Below are 16,368 nucleotides of genomic sequence, written 5' to 3'. Positions count from 1 at the left end.
TCCGCCGCCGGGACCGCTGCCGCTCTGACCGGTGTGCTGCTCGCGGCGGCGCTCGCGCTCACCGGGTGCGGCGAATCCGGCGGTTCCGGCAGTTCCTCCCACAAGGCCGCCGGGAGCGCGGCCCAGCGGGGCGTCCCGGCCAGCGGGAACGGCGGCGGGGGGTACGCCGACCGGGGCACCGCGCCCGGTGCCGGGGCCACCACCGCGCCGAAGGCCCCGGCCGCCCGGATCGTCCGCACGGCCTCGCTGACGGTGGAGGTGCGGGACGTGGCGAAGGCCCTCGCCACGGCGCGCGCGGCGGCCCAGGATGCCGGGGGCTACGTGGGCGACGAGAACACCGACCGGGACGCCGAGGGACACGAGCGGACGCGGGTCGTGCTGCGGGTGCCGGTGGACCGCTACGACGCGCTCCTCGCCCGTCTTGAGGGCACCGGGCGGCTGGTCGAGCGGTCGGCCAAGGCCGAGGACGTCACCGGCCAGGTCGTGGACGTCGACAGCCGGATCCGGTCGCAGCGCGCCAGCGTGGCCCGGGTCCGCGCGCTCATGGACAAGGCCGGCAGCCTCGGCGACGTCGTCTCCCTGGAGAGCGAACTGAGCCGCCGCGAGGCCGATCTGGAGGCGCTGCTCGCCCAGCAGGCGTCCCTGAAGGACCGTACGAGCCTGGCCACCGTCACCCTGTCGCTGTCCTCGGCGTCCGCGCCGGCGCACGAGCCCGCGGACGACGGTCCCGGGTTCCTGGACGCGCTGGCGGGCGGCTGGCACGTGTTCGTGACCGTGGTCCGCTGGCTCGCCCTCGCCCTGGGCGCGGTGCTGCCCTTCGCCGCCGCGGCGGCCCTTCTCACCGTGCTCTGGCTCCGGGCCGTACGCCCGCGCCTGCCCCGCCGCGCCCCCTCCGGAGCGCCGGTGACCGCCCTGGGACCGCTCGGCGCCCCGGCTCCGGCGGGCCCCGGCCTGCCGGTCCACCCGGCGACCCCGGCGACCCCGACGGCCCCGGCGACCGCTGCCGGTACGGACGGCACCGGTACGGACGACACCGATACGGACGGCACCGGCACGGAAGGCGGCGGTGCGGACGGCGGCCGGGAGCGGTGAACGCGGCCGTCGTAGCGTGTGCGCATGAGCATGAGCGACGGCACGGGCACGGACGGCGGCGGACGGCGGGAACGGCTGGTCGTGATCGGGGGCGATGCCGCGGGGATGTCCGCGGCGTCGCAGGCCCGGCGGCTGCGCGGAACGGACGAGCTGGAGATCGTGGCGTTCGAACGCGGCCACTTCAGCTCGTACTCGGCCTGCGGGATCCCCTACTGGGTGAGCGGTGACGTCGAGGAGCGGGATCAGCTGATCGCGCGCACGCCCGAGGAGCACCGCGCGCGCGGCATCGACCTGCGGATGCGCACCGAGGTCACGGAGATCGACGCGGCCGGGCGCCGGATCCGCGCGCGGGACGCCGTGTCGGGGGCCGAGTCCTGGACGTCGTACGACAAGCTCGTCGTCGCGACCGGGGCCCGGCCGGTGCGCCCGGAGCTGCCCGGTATCGACGCGCCCGGGGTGTACGGCGTGCAGACCCTGGACGACGGCGAGGAACTGCTCGACGGCCTGGCCCGCACCCGGGGCCGCCGGGCGGTCGTGGTGGGCGCGGGTTACATCGGCGTGGAGATGGCCGAGGCGCTGATCAAGCGCGGCTACGAGGTGACGGTCGTCAACCGGGGCGCGGAACCGATGGCGACGCTCGACCCGGACATGGGCCGCCTGGTGCGCGAGGCGATGACGGGCCTGGGCATCACCATGGTGGGCGGCACCGAGGTGACCGGGGTGCTGACCGGGGAGGACGGGCGGGTGCGGGCGGTGGCCACCGGCGACGCCGAGTACCCGGCGGACGTGGTGGTGCTGGGCATCGGGGTGCGGCCCGAGACGTCGCTGGCGCGGGCGGCGGGGCTGCCGCTCGGCGACCACGGCGGGCTGCTCACGGACCGGGCGATGCGGGTGCGCGGGCACGAGGACATCTGGGCGGGCGGCGACTGCGTCGAGGTGCTCGACCTGGTCTCCGGGCAGCAGCGGCACGTGCCGCTCGGCACCCACGCCAACAAGCAGGGCCAGGTCATCGGCACCAACGCGGGCGGCGGCTACGCCACCTTCCCGGGCGTGGTCGGGACCGCGGTGAGCAAGGTGTGCGACCTGGAGATCGCCCGGACCGGGCTGCGGGAGCGGGACGCCCGGCGCGTCGGGCTGCGCTTCGAGACGGTCACCGTCGAGTCGACCAGCCGGGCGGGCTACTACCCGGGGGCCTCCCCGATGACCGTGAAGATGCTCGCCGAGCGGCGCACGGGCCGGCTGCTGGGGGTCCAGATCGTGGGCCGGGAGGGTGCGGCCAAGCGGGTCGACATCGCCGCCGTGGCGCTCACTGCGGGGCTGACCGTGGAGCAGATGACCGCGCTGGACCTCGGCTACGCGCCGCCGTTCTCCCCGGTGTGGGACCCGGTGCTGGTGGCGGCCCGCAAGGCGGCCGCCGCGGTCGACCGGGCGCGCTGATCCGGCGGGCCGGTTCACCGGGCGCATCCCGGGAAGGACTTCTTCGTGGTCATCCCCGTCCATGACGTCAATCCGGTGCGGCGCACCCCCTGGGTGACGTACGCCCTGATCGTCGCGAACGTCGTCGTGTTCCTCGCCACGCCGGGCGTCACCGGCTCGGTGACCGGGGGCGGCTCGCTGGCGCAGCTGTGCCATCTGGAGGCGTTCACGCAGCACTACGCGCTGGTGCCGCGCGAGCTGATCCACGGCCGGGTGCCGTCGCTGGTGCCGACGGGCGCGACCGGCGTGGGCGTGCACGGTCCCGGCTGCGTGCTGGGCCCTCCGGGCTACCACAAGTCGCCGGTGCTGTCGGTGCTGACCTCGATGTTCCTGCACGGGAGCTGGCTGCACCTGCTGGGGAACATGCTGTTCCTGTTCATCTTCGGCAACAACGTCGAGGACCGGATGGGCCGCGTCCGCTTCCTGCTGTTCTATGTGGTGTGCGGGTACGCGGCCGGGTACGGCTTCGCCCTGCTGGACGCGGATTCCGGCCAGCCGCTGATCGGCGCCTCGGGGGCGATCGCCGGGGTCCTCGGCGCCTATCTGGTGCTCTATCCCCGGGCCCGGGTCTGGGTCCTGGTGCCGTTCCTGATCTTCCTGCCTCTGCGTCTTCCGGCCTGGATGGTGCTGGGGTTCTGGTTCGTGCTCCAGGCGTTCTACTCCGCGGGCGAGGGCGTCTCCGACGCGGGCACCGTGGCGTACACCGCCCATGTGTTCGGCTTCGTCGTGGGCATGCTGCTCGCGCTGCCGCTGCGCCCCGGCACGCCGCCCCCGCCGGAGCCGCGCGGTCTGCTGTTCGGCCGGCGGGCCCGGACCGGCTGGTGAGCGCCGGCCGGTGAGGGCCGCCGGGGGTACCCCTGACCCCCCGGAGTCCGGCCGGACCTGTTGACGCATTGGTCCAGACCTTCTACGTTGTGGGCGCCCCGATCGAAGGCGGCAGCGCGCCGTGTCCCGGCCCGCCTGCCTGCCTCCCCTCCCGGCACACGCACGCGCACGCGCACGGTTCACCTCACCCCTGTACCACCCATCACCACAGGGAGAGCCATGTTCCACAGGCGCAGACCACTTTCCGAGAGAGGGCCGGACCGCGGGCGAGGACCGCTGTCCGGCATCAGGACGCCGCGCCGGCCCGGCTCAGGGGCCGGACGGCTGCGGCGGCGGATCGCCGCCCTGGGCGCGACCCTGGTCCTGCCGCTGGCCGGACTCACCGCCCTCGCCGCGCCCGCCCACGCGGCCGGCACCCTCACCGCGACCTTCTCCTCCCAGGACAACGGCTCCGGCTGGCAGGGCAAGTACGTCGTCCACAACAGCGGCTCCGCCGCCGCCAGCGGCTGGACCCTGGAGTTCGACCTCCCGGCCGGGGCGACCCTGACCAGCAACTACTACGCCGACGTCACGGTCTCCGGGCAGCACGTGACCGCGAAGAACGCCTACTACAACGGGAACGTCCCGGCCGGCGGCAGCACCGAGCCGTACAGCTACTGGTTCACCGCGACCGGCAAGGCCGCCGCGCCGACCGGCTGCACCATCAACGGCGACAAGTGCGACGGCAGCCCCGACATCCCGCCGACCGCGCCCGGCACCCCCAAGGCGACCGCGGTCACCGCGCACTCGGTGGCGCTGAGCTGGACCGCGGCCCAGCCGGGCGACCACACCGTGGCCTCCTACGACGTGCTGAGCGGCACGAACACCGTGGCCACCGTCACCGGCACCTCGGCGACCGTGACCGGCCTGACCCCGGCGACGAACTACACGTACACCGTGCGGGCCAAGGACACCCGCGGCAACATCGGACCGGCCAGCCAGCCGCTGACCGTGAAGACGGTGGACCCGTCGACCGACCCGACACCGCCGACCGCGCCGGGCAACCTGCGCTCCACCGGCAAGACCTCGTACAGCGTCGGCCTGGCCTGGGACAAGGCCACCGACAACGTGGGCGTGGCCGCCTACGACGTCTACCGCGGCGGCACGCTGGCGAAGTCGGTCGGCGCGGACACCACGACGGCCACGGTGGACGGCCTCTCCCCGGCCACCGCCTACACCTTCACCGTCAAGGCCCGCGACACCGCGGACAACCCGTCGCCCGCCTCGAACGCGGTGAAGGTCACCACCGACGACGTGGCCGGGCAGGGCAAGCAGCTCAAGGTGGGCTACTTCGTCCAGTGGGGCATCTACGGCCGTCAGTACTTCGTGAAGAACCTGGACACCTCCGGCGCCGCCGCCAAGCTTGACGTCGTCAACTACGCCTTCGAGAACCTGGATTCGAAGGACCTCACCTGCAAGGCGGGCGTCACCAAGGGCACGTCCACCGATCCGGAGGACCCGGACCAGGGCACCGACGCGGGTGACGCGGACGCCGACTACGCGCGCCCGATGTCCGCCGACCAGTCGGTCGACGGCGTCGCCGACGACGGCTGGGGCAAACTGCGCGGCAACCTCAACCAGTTGAAGAAGCTCAAGGCCAAGTACCCCAAGCTGAAGATCGTCGCGTCGATCGGCGGCTGGACGTACTCGAAGTTCTTCTCCGACGCCGCCGCCACCCAGGCCAGCCGGGAGAAGCTCGTCAAGTCCTGCATCGACGTGTGGATCAAGGGCAACCTGCCCGTCTACAACGGCGCGGGCGGCCCCGGCACCGCGGCCGGCATCTTCGACGGCTTCGACATCGACTGGGAGTGGCCGGGCTCCGAGGGCCACCCGGGCAACCACTACGGCACCCAGGACAAGGACAACCTGACCGCGCTGCTCGCCGAGTTCCGCAAGCAGCTCGACGCGCTCGGCGGCGAGCACAAGCTGCTGACCGCGTTCACCCCGGCCGACCCGGCGAAGATCGCCGCCGGCTGGGACCTGAGCCGGATCTTCGACTCCCTCGACTACGCCGATGTCCAGGGCTACGACTTCCACGGCTCGGGCAGCGACAACTCCTGGGAGCCCAACCGCACCGGTGACGCGTCCAACCTGTACACGGACGCGCAGGACCCCTACCCGTTCCACTTCAGCATCGAGAACGCCATCCAGGCGTACCTCGACGCCGGGGTCAACCCGCGCAAGCTGGCCGTGGGCTTCCCGTTCTACGGGCGCGGCTGGCAGGGCGTCACCGACGGCGGCGCGGCCGGTGAGTGGCAGGCCGCGAACGGCGCGGCGCCCGGCCAGTTCGACACCGAGGCCGGGGTGCGCGGCTACAACAACCTGATCGCCAGCTTCCCGTCGATGACCGTCCACCACGACGAGCAGTCGGTGTCGACGTTCGGCTACACCGGCGCGAACGGCCAGTGGTGGTCCTTCGACGACGCCTGGTCGATCGGGAAGAAGACGGCCTGGATCAAGTCCAAGGGGCTGCTGGGCGGCTTCGTGTGGGAGATGTCCGGTGACACCTCGAACGGTCAGCTGATGACCGCGCTCGACACCGGGCTGAAGTAGCGGAGCGGGCCGGCCCGGGACTCCGGGCCGGCCGGGAACTCCCGGGCGGGCGGCCGGCGGACCGCCCGCCCGGGTCCGTGCGGGCCCGTCCGTCCGACCGGCGGCCGCCTCAGCGGGCGGTGCGGGTGTGCACGTACTCCACGAGCCGGGTCAGCGCGTCCGGGTCGGTGGACGGCATGACCCCGTGGCCGAGGTTGAAGACATGGCCGTCCAGGCCCTGAGCCGCCGCCAGCACCTCGCGCGTCTTGTCCTCCACGGCCTCGCGGGTCGCGAACAGCACGGTCGGGTCGAGGTTGCCCTGGAGCGCCTTGCCGGGGCCGACCCGGCGGGCGGCCTCGTCCAGCGGGACCCGCCAGTCGACACCGACGACGTCCGCGCCCGCCTCGCCCATCAGGCCCAGCAGCTCACCGGTGCCGACGCCGAAGTGGATGCGCGGGACGCCGTACCCGGCGACGGCCTCGAAGACCTTCGCGGAAGCGGGCAGCACCGAGCGGCGGTAGTCGGCGGGGGCCAGCGCGCCGGCCCAGGAGTCGAAGAGCTGCACGGCGCTCGCGCCCGCCTCGATCTGCACCTTGAGGAAGGCGGCCGTGATGGCGGCGAGCCGGTCCAGCAGGTCGGCCCAGAGCTCCGGGTCGCCGTACATCATCGCCTTGGCGTTCTCGTACGTGCGCGAGGGGCCGCCCTCCACGAGGTAGCTCGCGAGGGTGAACGGCGCCCCGGCGAAGCCGATCAGCGGGGTGGCGCCCAGCTCGCCGGTGAGCAGGCCGATCGCCTCGGTGACGTAGGAGACGTCCTCGGGGGTCAGGTCGCGCAGCCGGGCCAGGTCCGCGCGGGTGCGCACCGGGCGCTCGACGACCGGGCCCACGCCCGGCTTGATGTCGAGGTCGATGCCGATGGCCTTCAGCGGGACGACGATGTCGCTGAAGTAGATCGCCGCGTCCACGCCGTGCCGGCGGACCGGCTGGAGGGTGATCTCGGTGACCAGGTCGGGCCGCATGCAGGAGTCCAGCATGCCGATGCCCTCGCGCACCTTGCGGTACTCCGGCAGCGAGCGCCCGGCCTGCCGCATGAACCACACGGGCGTGTGCGGCACCGGTTCGCGCCGGCACGCCCTGAGGAACGCGGAGTCGTGGGCGGCCGTCGGCGGCCGGTGGCTGGCAGGCGTCTCGTTGGCACTCACGCGAGCAAGTTTCGCACGGCGCCGGGGGCGCGCGGGCCGCGGTGTGCGGCCCCCGGGCGGCGCTCCTGCCTGCGGCGGGGTGTCTTGCCCTGCACAAAGGCCCGGTTCCCCTTAATCTTCCCGGCATGGCTGCGGCTCAGGGACGACTGTCGGACGGCGCTGGCGGGATGGACGACGCGAAGGGGGCGAAGAAGGAGGCGAAAGACGGCGACGGGAATGCGGGCAGGGCGGATCAGGTGCCGTTGCCGTTCAGGGCTGCCGTCGACGCGCTGAGAGCCGCGCGGCTGCGGCCGCAGGTGGAGATCGACCAGGTACCGCCGCCGCAGCGGCTGGCGCCGTACGCGTACGCGCTGGAGGCCACCGTCGTCGACGGCGAGCAGGACCTCGCCGACGGCCGGCTGGTGCTGCTGCACGACCCGGCCGGGCACGACGCGTGGCGGGGTACGTTCCGGCTGGTGACCCTGGTGCGCGCGGAGCTGGAGCCGGAGATGGCCGCGGATCCGCTGCTGCCGGAGGTGTGCTGGTCCTGGCTGACCGGGGCGCTCCAGGCGCGCGGGCTGACGTACGGGGAGCCGAGCGGCACGGTCACCCGGGCCGGTTCGCACTACTTCGGCGGGCTGTCGGCGCGGCCGCCGGCCTCGCAGATCGAGATCCGGGCCTCCTGGACCCCGCGCGAGAGCCTGGGCGGGGTGCCGGACACGGGGGCGCATCTGGCCTCCTGGTGCGATCTGCTGGCCCAGGTGGCGGGGCTGCCGCCGGCCGGGCCGGGTGACGCGTCCGTGGTGACACTGCCGCAGCGGCGGGACCCGCAGTCGCGCTGAGCCACGCCGGCCGACGGCTCCTGTCCTTCCCCTTCGTCCCTCCTTTTCCTCTCTTTCCTCTCTTTCCCTCTCTTTCTCCTTCGAACGGCCCGGACGGAACACCGTCCGGGCCGTTCGCCGTGCCGGGCCCGTGCGCCGCCCCCGCCGCCGTCCGGCGTCTTACCGGTCCCTTGCCGTGTCTTTGTCGATACGGCCACTTTCGGGCAGGTAACGACCCCGAACGGCCCCGAGTGAACCGATTCGACCTTCGGATGATCGACAGTATGTCCGAATTGAACGCATTGTTACTCACCAGATCGTGATCATTCTCTAAAGGACAAGGGGTTTGATGCCGAAGACGACTGTGACCTAGCAAGCACGGTTCGTACCGGCTTCCTCCCCACAAGCCGGCCCCGTCCCCCACCCCCCAGGAGGCCTGGTGTCCGTTCTCCTCGAGCAGCCCGCAAGCCTGGTCGCCTACCGCCCGAACAAGCCGACCGCCATGGTCGTCGTGGCGGACCCGCGCGTCCGGTCCACCGTCACCCGTCATCTGTGGGCGCTCGGAGTCCGTGACGTCATCGAGGCGTCGTCCGTCGCGGAGGCCCGTCCGCGCATCGGCAACCCGCGCGACATCTGCGTCGCCGACGTGCACCTGCCCGACGGCTCCGGGCTCACCCTGCTCTCCGAGACCCGAGCCGCCGGCTGGCCCAACGGCCTGGCCCTGTCCGCCGCCGACGACATCGGCGCCGTCCGCAACGCCCTCGCGGGCGGAGTGAAGGGCTACGTCGTCACCGGCACCCGTACCAACCTCGGACTGCCCACCCGGCCCGGCGCCGCCCCCATCGGCGCCGCCCGGCTGCACCGCCGCCCCCCGGGCGCCCCGAGCCACCCGGGCGGCTACCGCGAACTGTCCGGCCGCGAGGTCGAGGTGCTGCGGCTGGTCGCCGAGGGCCAGTCGAACAAGGCGATCGGCGTCTCGATGGGCCTGTCCGCCCTCACCGTCAAGAGCCACCTGGCCCGCATCGCCCGCAAGCTCGGCACCGGCGACCGCGCCGGGATGGTCGCCGTGGCCCTGCGCACCGGCATCATCCACTGACCCCGCCCGGCGCCCGGCCGCCCACGCTCCCCCGATCGGCCGTCCGCCCGTCACTCCACCGCCCGATCCCGCGAATCCCCCGACCCCCCGCCGTCCGGTTCGGCGCCCCACCGCGTCCGGCCCCCGGGCACCGGCCTGTCCCGTGTACCGGCCGTGAACCGGACGTGTCCCCGACCTGACCGGTTCACGACCCCCGGCGCCCGCCGACGGAACGTTCCGTCGGCGGGCGCCGCCCATCCACCGATACCCTTGACAGGTGACCGACGCCCAAGAAACCGCAGCAGACAGCCCACTGCGCACCACCGGAGGCGCCCCTCCGGACGACGGCGGAACTCCTGACACCGGGGCGCCGGTCCCCTTGCTCGAACCGCGCGAGGGCATTCCGCCCGTGATCGCCTCCCCCGAGGCGCTCGCCGAGGCGGTCGCCGCCTTCGCCGCCGGCTCGGGCCCCGTCGCCGTCGACGCCGAGCGCGCCTCCGGCTACCGCTACGGCCAGCGCGCCTATCTGGTCCAGCTGCGCCGCCAGGGCGCCGGGACCGCGCTGATCGACCCCGTCGGCTGCCCCGACCTCTCCGCCCTCGGCGAGGCGCTCACCGGCGTCGAGTGGGTGCTGCACGCGGCGACCCAGGACCTGCCGTGCCTGCGCGAGATAGGCATGGTCCCCACCCGCCTGTTCGACACCGAACTGGCGGGCCGGCTGGCCGGATTCCCGCGCGTGGGCCTGGGCGCCATGGTCGAGAACGTCCTCGGCTTCGTCCTGGAGAAGGGCCACTCCGCCGTCGACTGGTCCACCCGCCCGCTGCCCGAGCCCTGGCTGCGCTACGCCGCCCTCGACGTGGAGCTCCTCGTCGACCTGCGCGACGCGCTGGAGAAGGAGCTGGACCGGCAGGGCAAGCTGGACTGGGCGCTCCAGGAGTTCGACGCCATCGCCTCCGCGCCGCCCCCCGAGCCCCGCAAGGACCCCTGGCGGCGCACCTCCGGGATGCACAAGGTGCGGCGCAGGCGGCAGCTCGCCGTCGTACGGGAGCTGTGGGAGACCCGGGACCGGATCGCCCAGCGCCGGGACGTCTCCCCCGGCAAGGTGCTCCCGGACGCCGCCATCGTGCAGGCCGCGCTCGCCGTGCCCGCCAATGTGCACGCGCTGGCCGCGCTGAACGGCTTCGGGCACCGCACCGGGCGGCGCCAGCTGGAGCAGTGGCAGGCCGCGGTGGACCGGGCCAGGGCGCTGCCCGAGACGGCGCTGCCGCAGCAGGGCCAGCAGGTGACCGGTCCCCCGCCGCCGCGGGCCTGGGCCGACAAGGACCCGGAGGCGGCGCAGCGGCTGAGCGCCGCCCGCGCCGCGGTCTCCGCGCTCGCCGAACGGCTGAACCTGCCCCAGGAGAACCTGGTCGCGCCGGACACGGTGCGCCGGCTGTGCTGGGAGCCGCCGAAGCCGGCCGACGAGGCGGCCGTGGGCGCGGCCCTTGCCGGGTACGGCGCGCGGCCGTGGCAGGTGGAGCTGGCGACGCCCTCGCTGGTCGCCGCGCTGGCGGGTGCGGGCGCCCAGACGCCGTAAGGGCGCGTGCCAGGGAGCGGGTGCGGGTTGCGTTGTGGTTGCTCGCGCGGTTCCCCGCGCCCCTTCCGGGGCGTTCCGGTGCCGTGGGGTGTGATGTTCGCCGCTTGGGGCGGGGGGACTGGGCAGTTACATTACCCGCGAGTAGCATGAGCGCTGAGCGCGCGCTCAGCTCCGCGCGCCGCAGCAGTGCCATCCCGCACCCTGGAGGAGAGCCATCGTGCCTCGTACCGTCAGGGACGTCGTCTTCGTCGACGGCGTCCGCACCCCGTTCGGCAAGGCGGGCCCGAAGGGCATCTACCACGAGACCCGCGCCGACGACCTCGTCGTGAAGGCGATCCGGGAGCTGCTGCGCCGCAACCCCGGGCTCGACCCGAAGAAGGTCGACGAGGTCGCCGTCGCCGCGACCACGCAGATCGGCGACCAGGGCCTGACCATCGGGCGCACGGCGGGCATCCTGGCGGGCCTGCCCACCTCGGTGCCCGGCTACTCGATCGACCGCATGTGCGCGGGCGCCCTGACCGCCGTGACCACGGTGGCCGGCTCGGTCGCCTTCGGCGCGTACGACGTGGCCATCGCGGGCGGTGTGGAGCACATGGGCCGCCACCCCATGGGTGAGGGCGTCGACCCCAACCCGCGCTTCGTCAGCGAGAAGCTGGTCGACGAGTCCGCGCTGTTCATGGGCATGACCGCGGAGAACCTGCACGACCGGTACCCGGGGATCACCAAGCTGCGTGCCGACGAGTACGCGGTGCGCTCCCAGGAGAAGGCCGCCAAGGCGTACGCGAACGGGAAGATCCAGGCCGACCTGGTGCCGATCTCGGTGCGCCGCACCAGCCCCGAGGGCGGCGAGACCGGCTGGGGTCTCGTCACCGCCGACGAGCCGATGCGTCCGGGTACCACCCTGGAGAACCTGGCCGGACTCAAGACGCCGTTCCGGGTGCACGGCCGGGTCACCGCGGGCAACGCGGCCGGTCTGAACGACGGCGCCACCGCCTCCGTGATCGCCAGCGAGGAGTTCGCCCGCGCGAACGGCCTGCCGGTCAAGATGCGCCTGGTCTCCTACGCCTTCGCGGGCGTGGAGCCCGAGGTCATGGGCTACGGCCCGATCCCGGCGACCGAGAAGGCGCTCGCCAAGGCCGGTCTGGCCATCTCCGACATCGGCCTGTTCGAGATCAACGAGGCCTTCGCCGTGCAGGTGCTGGCCTTCCTGGAGCACTACGGCATCGCGGACGACGACGCGCGCGTCAACCAGTACGGCGGCGCCATCGCCTTCGGTCACCCGCTCGCCTCCTCCGGTGTCCGGCTGATGACGCAGCTGGCCCGGCAGTTCGAGGAGCAGCCGCACGTCCGCTACGGCCTGACCACGATGTGCGTCGGCTTCGGCATGGGCGCGACGGTCATCTGGGAGAACCCGCACTTCGAGAGCGCTGCCGGAGGCGACAAGTGAGCACCACCACGGAACTCCTGAAGGGCGCGGCCGAGCTGTTCCCGGGCGAGGTCGTCACCCAGGCGCACGTACGCCACTTCGACCTGCCGCTGGGTGCGGGCCGCTTCGCGCTCATCACCCTGGACAACGGCCTGGACCACACCAAGCCGACCACCTTCGGACCGGCCTCGCTGGCGAACCTGGACGCCGCGATCGACCAGGTCGAGAAGGAGGCCGCGGACGGCACCCTCGTCGGCGTCGGCATCACCGGCAAGCCGTTCATCTTCGCGGTCGGCGCCGACCTCAAGGGCGTCGAGCTGCTGGAGCGGCACGAGGACGCGCTCGCCATCGGCAGGGGCGGCCACGAGGTCTTCAAGCGGCTGGCGAAGCTGGCCGTGCCGACCTTCGCGTACTACAACGGCGCGGCCATGGGCGGCGGTGTCGAGGTCGGTCTGCACTGCACCTACCGCACGGTCTCCGCCGCGCTGCCGGCGTTCTCGCTGCCCGAGGTCTTCCTCGGTCTGGTGCCCGGCTGGGGCGGCTGCACCCTGCTGCCGAACCTGATCGGCGCGGACAACGCGGTCACGGTCGTCATCGAGAACAGCCTCAACCAGAACCGGCAGCTCAAGGGCAAGCAGGTCTACGAACTCGGCATCGCGGACGCGCTGTTCGAGGGCGCCGACTTCCTGGAGCAGTCGCTGATCTGGACGGCGTCCGTCCTCAAGGGCGAGATCGCCGTGGAGCGCCCCGCGGTCGACCGCGGCGAGGCGTGGGACCGGGCCGTCGCGCGCGGCCGGGCCATCGCCGACTCCAAGGTGCACGGCGCGGCCCCGGCCGCCTACCGCGCCCTGGAGATCGTCGCCGCCGCGAAGGACGGCGACCTCCAGGCCGGTTTCGACGCCGAGGACCGGGCCCTCGCGGACCTGATCATGGGCGGTGAACTGCGCGCCGGTATCTACTCGTTCAACCTGGTGCAGAAGCGCGGCAAGCGCCCCGCCGGTGCCCCGGACAAGAACCTGGCCCGTCCGGTGACCAAGGTCGGCGTGGTGGGCGCGGGCCTGATGGCCTCTCAGCTCGCCCTGCTCTTCCTGCGCCGCCTGGAGGTCCCGGTCGTCCTCACGGACATCGACCAGGACCGTATCGACAAGGGTGTGGGCTACGTCCACGCCGAGATCGACAAGCTGCTGGGCAAGGGCCGGATCAACCAGGACAAGGCCAACCGCCTCAAGGCGCTGGTGACCGGTGTCCTGGACAAGGCCGAGGGCTTCGCGGACGCCGACTTCGTCATCGAGGCGGTGTTCGAGGAGATGGGCGTCAAGCAGCAGGTGTTCGCCGAGGTCGAGGCGGTCGCCCCGGCGCACGCGATCCTCGCCACGAACACCTCGTCCCTGTCGGTGTCGGAGATGGCCTCGAAGCTGAAGAACCCGGAGCGGGTCGTCGGCTTCCACTTCTTCAACCCGGTCGCGATCCTGCCGCTGCTGGAGATCGTGCGCGGCGAGCGGACCGACGACGCCTCCCTGGCGACCGCGTTCGCGGTGGCCCGGAAGCTGAAGAAGACCGCGGTGCTGGTCAAGGACGCCCCGGCGTTCGTGGTCAACCGCATCCTGACCCGCTTCATGGGCGAGATCCAGAACGTCATCGACGAGGGCACCCCGGTGGAGGTGGCGGAGAAGGCGGTCGAGCCGCTCGGTCTGCCGATGTCCCCGCTGGTGCTGCTGGAGCTGGTCGGCCCGGCGATCGGGCTGCATGTCTCCGAGACCCTCAACCGGGCGTTCCCGGAGCGCTTCACGGTCTCCCCGAACCTCAAGGCGGTCGTCGGGGCCGGCAAGCGCGGCTTCTACGTCTACGACAGCGGCAAGCCCGAGCTGGACCCCGAGGTCGCCGCGCTGCTGGAGCAGGGCGACACCGTCCTGACCGAGGAGCAGGTGCGGGCCCGGGTGCTCGACGCGGTGGCCCAGGAGATCGGGCTCATGCTGGAGGAGGGCGTCGTCGCCGAGGCGCAGGACATCGACCTGTGCCTGATCACCGGCGCGGGCTGGCCCTTCCACCTGGGCGGCATCACGCCGTACCTGGACCGCGAGGGCGTCAGCGAGCGGGTCAACGGCAAGCGGTTCCTGGCGCCGGGCGTGGCGTCGGTCCCGGTGTGACCGATCCGCACTGACGGGGTGTGCCGCACGGACCAGCGCCGTGCGGCACACCCCTTTCCCGTGCGTGGGAGGCTGAGCGCATGACGGAGGACGGAGCGGGCGCGGTGCCGCCGCTGCTGGTGGTCGTGGACGGGGCCAATGTCGTGGGGTCCGTGCCGGACGGCTGGTGGCGCGACCGGCGCGGGGCCGCCGAGCGGCTGCGGGACCGGCTGGCGGCCCACGCGGGTCCGGGGCTGCCCGGCCATCCCGGGCCGGTGGAGATCGTGCTGGTCGTCGAGGGCGCCGCCCGGGGCGTGCGGCCGGTTCCGGGGGTGCGGGTGGAGGCGGCGCCCGGCAGTGGCGACGACCTGGTGGTGGCGCTGGTCGAAGAGGCCGCGGGCCGCCCGGTGCTGGTGGTGACGGCGGACCGGGAGCTGCGCCGCCGGGTGGCGGAGCGGGGCGCCGAGGTCACCGGTCCGCGTACGGTACGGGGCTGAGCCGCGCCCGCGCGGGCGGGCTACGGCGTCCCGCCGGGGGACGGCCCGCCGGGCGGGGTGTCCGCCGCCGCGCGGGCGCGCTGGGCGAGGCGGCTGTGCGAGCGGCCGTAGAGGAAGTAGACGACGAAGCCGATCGCCATCCAGACGGCGAACCGCAGCCAGGTCTCGGCGGGCAGGTTCAGCATCAGCCACAGCGAGGCGAGGACGGAGACGACCGGCACGAAGGGCACCAGCGGGGTGCGGAAGGCGCGGTGCAGGTCGGGGCGGGTCCTGCGGAGGATGATCACGCTCAGCGCGACGACGATGAAGGCGAACAGAGTGCCGATGTTCACCAGTTCGGCCAGTTCGCTCAGGCTGGTGAAGCCCGCCACGATCGCGATGATCGCGCCGAGCAGGATGGTCGGCCGGTAAGGGGTGCGGAAGCGCGGGTGGGTGTGCGAGAAGAAGCGGGGCAGCAGACCGTCCCGGCTCATCGCGAAGAACACCCGGGCCTGACCGAGCAGCAGGATCATGCACACCGTGGTCAGGCCGATCGCGGCGCCGAAGCTGATCAGCCCCGCGAACCAGGGGTGCCCGGTGGACTTGAACGCGTCGGCGAGCGGCGCGTCCACGGACAGCCTGCTGTACTTCTGCATGCCGGTGACCACGATGGACACGGCCACGTACAGGGCGGTGCAGATGACCAGTGAGCCGAGGATGCCGCGCGGCACGTCGCGCTGCGGGTTGCGGGTCTCCTCGGCCGCCGTGGCGACCACGTCGAAGCCGATGAAGGCGAAGAAGACCACGGAGGCGGCGGTGAAGATGCCCATCACGCCGAAGTCCGAGGGCGCCCAGCCGAACATGAGCTGGACCAGCGGGGCCTGGAGGTCGCCGCCCGCCGTGACCGGCCGGGCCTTGGGGATGAACGGGTCGTAGTTGCCGCCCTTGACGAAGAAGGCACCGGCGATGATCACCACGAGCACCACCGCCACCTTGATCGCCACGACGACCGTGGTGACCCGTGCGGAGAGCTTCATGCCGACCACGAGGATGGCGGTGAGGACCAGGACCAGGACGGCGGCGAGGATGTCGAAGCCGAAGCCGGAGGCGGCGTCCCGGCCGCCGAGGTAGGCGGGCAGGTGCCAGCCCGCGTTGTCGAGCAGCGAGTGGATGTAGCCGGACCAGCCGACGGCCACCACCGCCGTGCCGAGCGCGAGTTCGAGCACCAGGTCCCAGCCGATGATCCAGGCCGGGAACTCGCCGAGCGAGGCGTAGGAGAAGGTGTACGCCGATCCGGCGACCGGGACCGTGGAGGCGAACTCGGCATAGCACAGCGCGGCGAGCGCGCACACCACGCCGGCCACCACGAACGACAGCGACACGGCCGGTCCCGCGGTGTTGCGGGCGGCCGTGCCGGTGAGGACGAAGATGCCGGTGCCGATGATGACACCGACGCCGAAGACGGTCAGGTCGAGGGCGGACAGCGACTTGCGCAGCGCGTGCTCGGGGTCCTCGGTGTCCTGGATCGACTGCTCGATGTTCTTCGTCCGGAACAGCGAATCGGTCACGGGCCTACCTCCCACGCTGCTCGCCTCGACCTGGCTCGACGTGATCGAGAGGGCTGGGGACGCGAATGTCCCGGCACTGGCAGGTTCACTCAGAAGGACCGGTTCCGCCACCTGTGGGAGGGTGACGGAACCGGTCCTTCCGGTGTGCGCGGGGTG

The 16,368-nt window shown here is 72.9% G+C and carries 12 protein-coding genes; 10 read left to right on the top strand and 2 right to left on the bottom strand.

Annotation, left to right across the window (positions count from 1 at the left end; translation table 11 throughout):
- Nucleotides 1–33 precede the first annotated feature (33 nt).
- The 4 genes from A8713_RS25140 to A8713_RS25125 all read left to right on the top strand — a co-directional run bounded on the left by A8713_RS25140 (nucleotide 34) and on the right by A8713_RS25125 (nucleotide 5,985).
- Nucleotides 34–1,092, top strand: a complete 1,059-nt coding sequence (locus tag A8713_RS25140; RefSeq protein WP_064535823.1) for a DUF4349 domain-containing protein — start codon at nucleotides 34–36, stop codon at nucleotides 1,090–1,092.
- 24 nt (nucleotides 1,093–1,116) lie between these two features.
- Complete coding sequence (locus A8713_RS25135) at nucleotides 1,117–2,529, top strand: FAD-dependent oxidoreductase (protein WP_064535822.1); 1,413 nt, start codon at nucleotides 1,117–1,119, stop codon at nucleotides 2,527–2,529.
- A 45-nt stretch (nucleotides 2,530–2,574) separates the two neighbouring features.
- Nucleotides 2,575–3,393 (top strand): rhomboid family intramembrane serine protease, encoded by an 819-nt coding sequence (locus tag A8713_RS25130; protein ID WP_064535821.1) that lies wholly within the window; start codon nucleotides 2,575–2,577, stop codon nucleotides 3,391–3,393.
- Nucleotides 3,394–3,612: 219 nt separating this feature from the next.
- Nucleotides 3,613–5,985 (top strand): glycosyl hydrolase family 18 protein, encoded by a 2,373-nt coding sequence (locus A8713_RS25125; RefSeq protein WP_237305452.1) that lies wholly within the window; start codon nucleotides 3,613–3,615, stop codon nucleotides 5,983–5,985.
- A gap of 109 nt (nucleotides 5,986–6,094) precedes the next feature.
- Here the strand turns inward: A8713_RS25125 and hemE are convergent, their stop codons facing one another.
- Nucleotides 6,095–7,165, bottom strand: a complete 1,071-nt coding sequence (hemE, locus tag A8713_RS25120) for a uroporphyrinogen decarboxylase (protein ID WP_064535820.1) — start codon at nucleotides 7,163–7,165, stop codon at nucleotides 6,095–6,097.
- Nucleotides 7,166–7,290: 125 nt separating this feature from the next.
- Between hemE and A8713_RS25115 the strand changes: the two genes are divergently transcribed.
- The 6 genes from A8713_RS25115 to A8713_RS25090 all read left to right on the top strand — a co-directional run bounded on the left by A8713_RS25115 (nucleotide 7,291) and on the right by A8713_RS25090 (nucleotide 14,665).
- A complete protein-coding gene (locus tag A8713_RS25115) occupies nucleotides 7,291–7,986 on the top strand; it encodes a DUF3000 domain-containing protein (RefSeq protein WP_037872557.1) in 696 nt (231 codons plus the stop codon).
- A 418-nt stretch (nucleotides 7,987–8,404) separates the two neighbouring features.
- Nucleotides 8,405–9,061, top strand: a complete 657-nt coding sequence (locus A8713_RS25110; protein ID WP_018564425.1) for a response regulator transcription factor — start codon at nucleotides 8,405–8,407, stop codon at nucleotides 9,059–9,061.
- A 256-nt stretch (nucleotides 9,062–9,317) separates the two neighbouring features.
- A complete protein-coding gene (locus A8713_RS25105; protein ID WP_079159123.1) occupies nucleotides 9,318–10,616 on the top strand; it encodes a ribonuclease D in 1,299 nt (432 codons plus the stop codon).
- Nucleotides 10,617–10,833: 217 nt separating this feature from the next.
- Nucleotides 10,834–12,063 carry a thiolase family protein gene (locus A8713_RS25100; protein WP_064535818.1) on the top strand — a complete coding sequence of 410 codons (1,230 nt, stop codon included), beginning with the start codon at nucleotides 10,834–10,836 and terminating at the stop codon, nucleotides 12,061–12,063.
- Nucleotides 12,060–14,189, top strand: a complete 2,130-nt coding sequence (locus tag A8713_RS25095; RefSeq protein WP_064535817.1) for a 3-hydroxyacyl-CoA dehydrogenase NAD-binding domain-containing protein — start codon at nucleotides 12,060–12,062, stop codon at nucleotides 14,187–14,189. Before A8713_RS25100 ends, A8713_RS25095 begins: the two co-directional genes overlap by 4 nt.
- A gap of 80 nt (nucleotides 14,190–14,269) precedes the next feature.
- Entirely contained in the window at nucleotides 14,270–14,665 is a 396-nt protein-coding gene (locus A8713_RS25090) for a hypothetical protein (protein WP_064535816.1), read from the top strand.
- Between the two features lie 20 nt (nucleotides 14,666–14,685).
- Here A8713_RS25090 and A8713_RS25085 read toward each other — a convergent pair whose 3' ends face one another.
- Nucleotides 14,686–16,212 (bottom strand): amino acid permease, encoded by a 1,527-nt coding sequence (locus A8713_RS25085; RefSeq protein ID WP_064535815.1) that lies wholly within the window; start codon nucleotides 16,210–16,212, stop codon nucleotides 14,686–14,688.
- Nucleotides 16,213–16,368: the final 156 nt, after the last annotated feature.

It is taken from the genome of Streptomyces sp. SAT1 (genome assembly GCF_001654495.1).
Lineage (GTDB): Bacteria > Actinomycetota > Actinomycetes > Streptomycetales > Streptomycetaceae > Streptomyces > Streptomyces andamanensis.
This window is presented reverse-complemented; position numbering and strand designations above follow the sequence as displayed.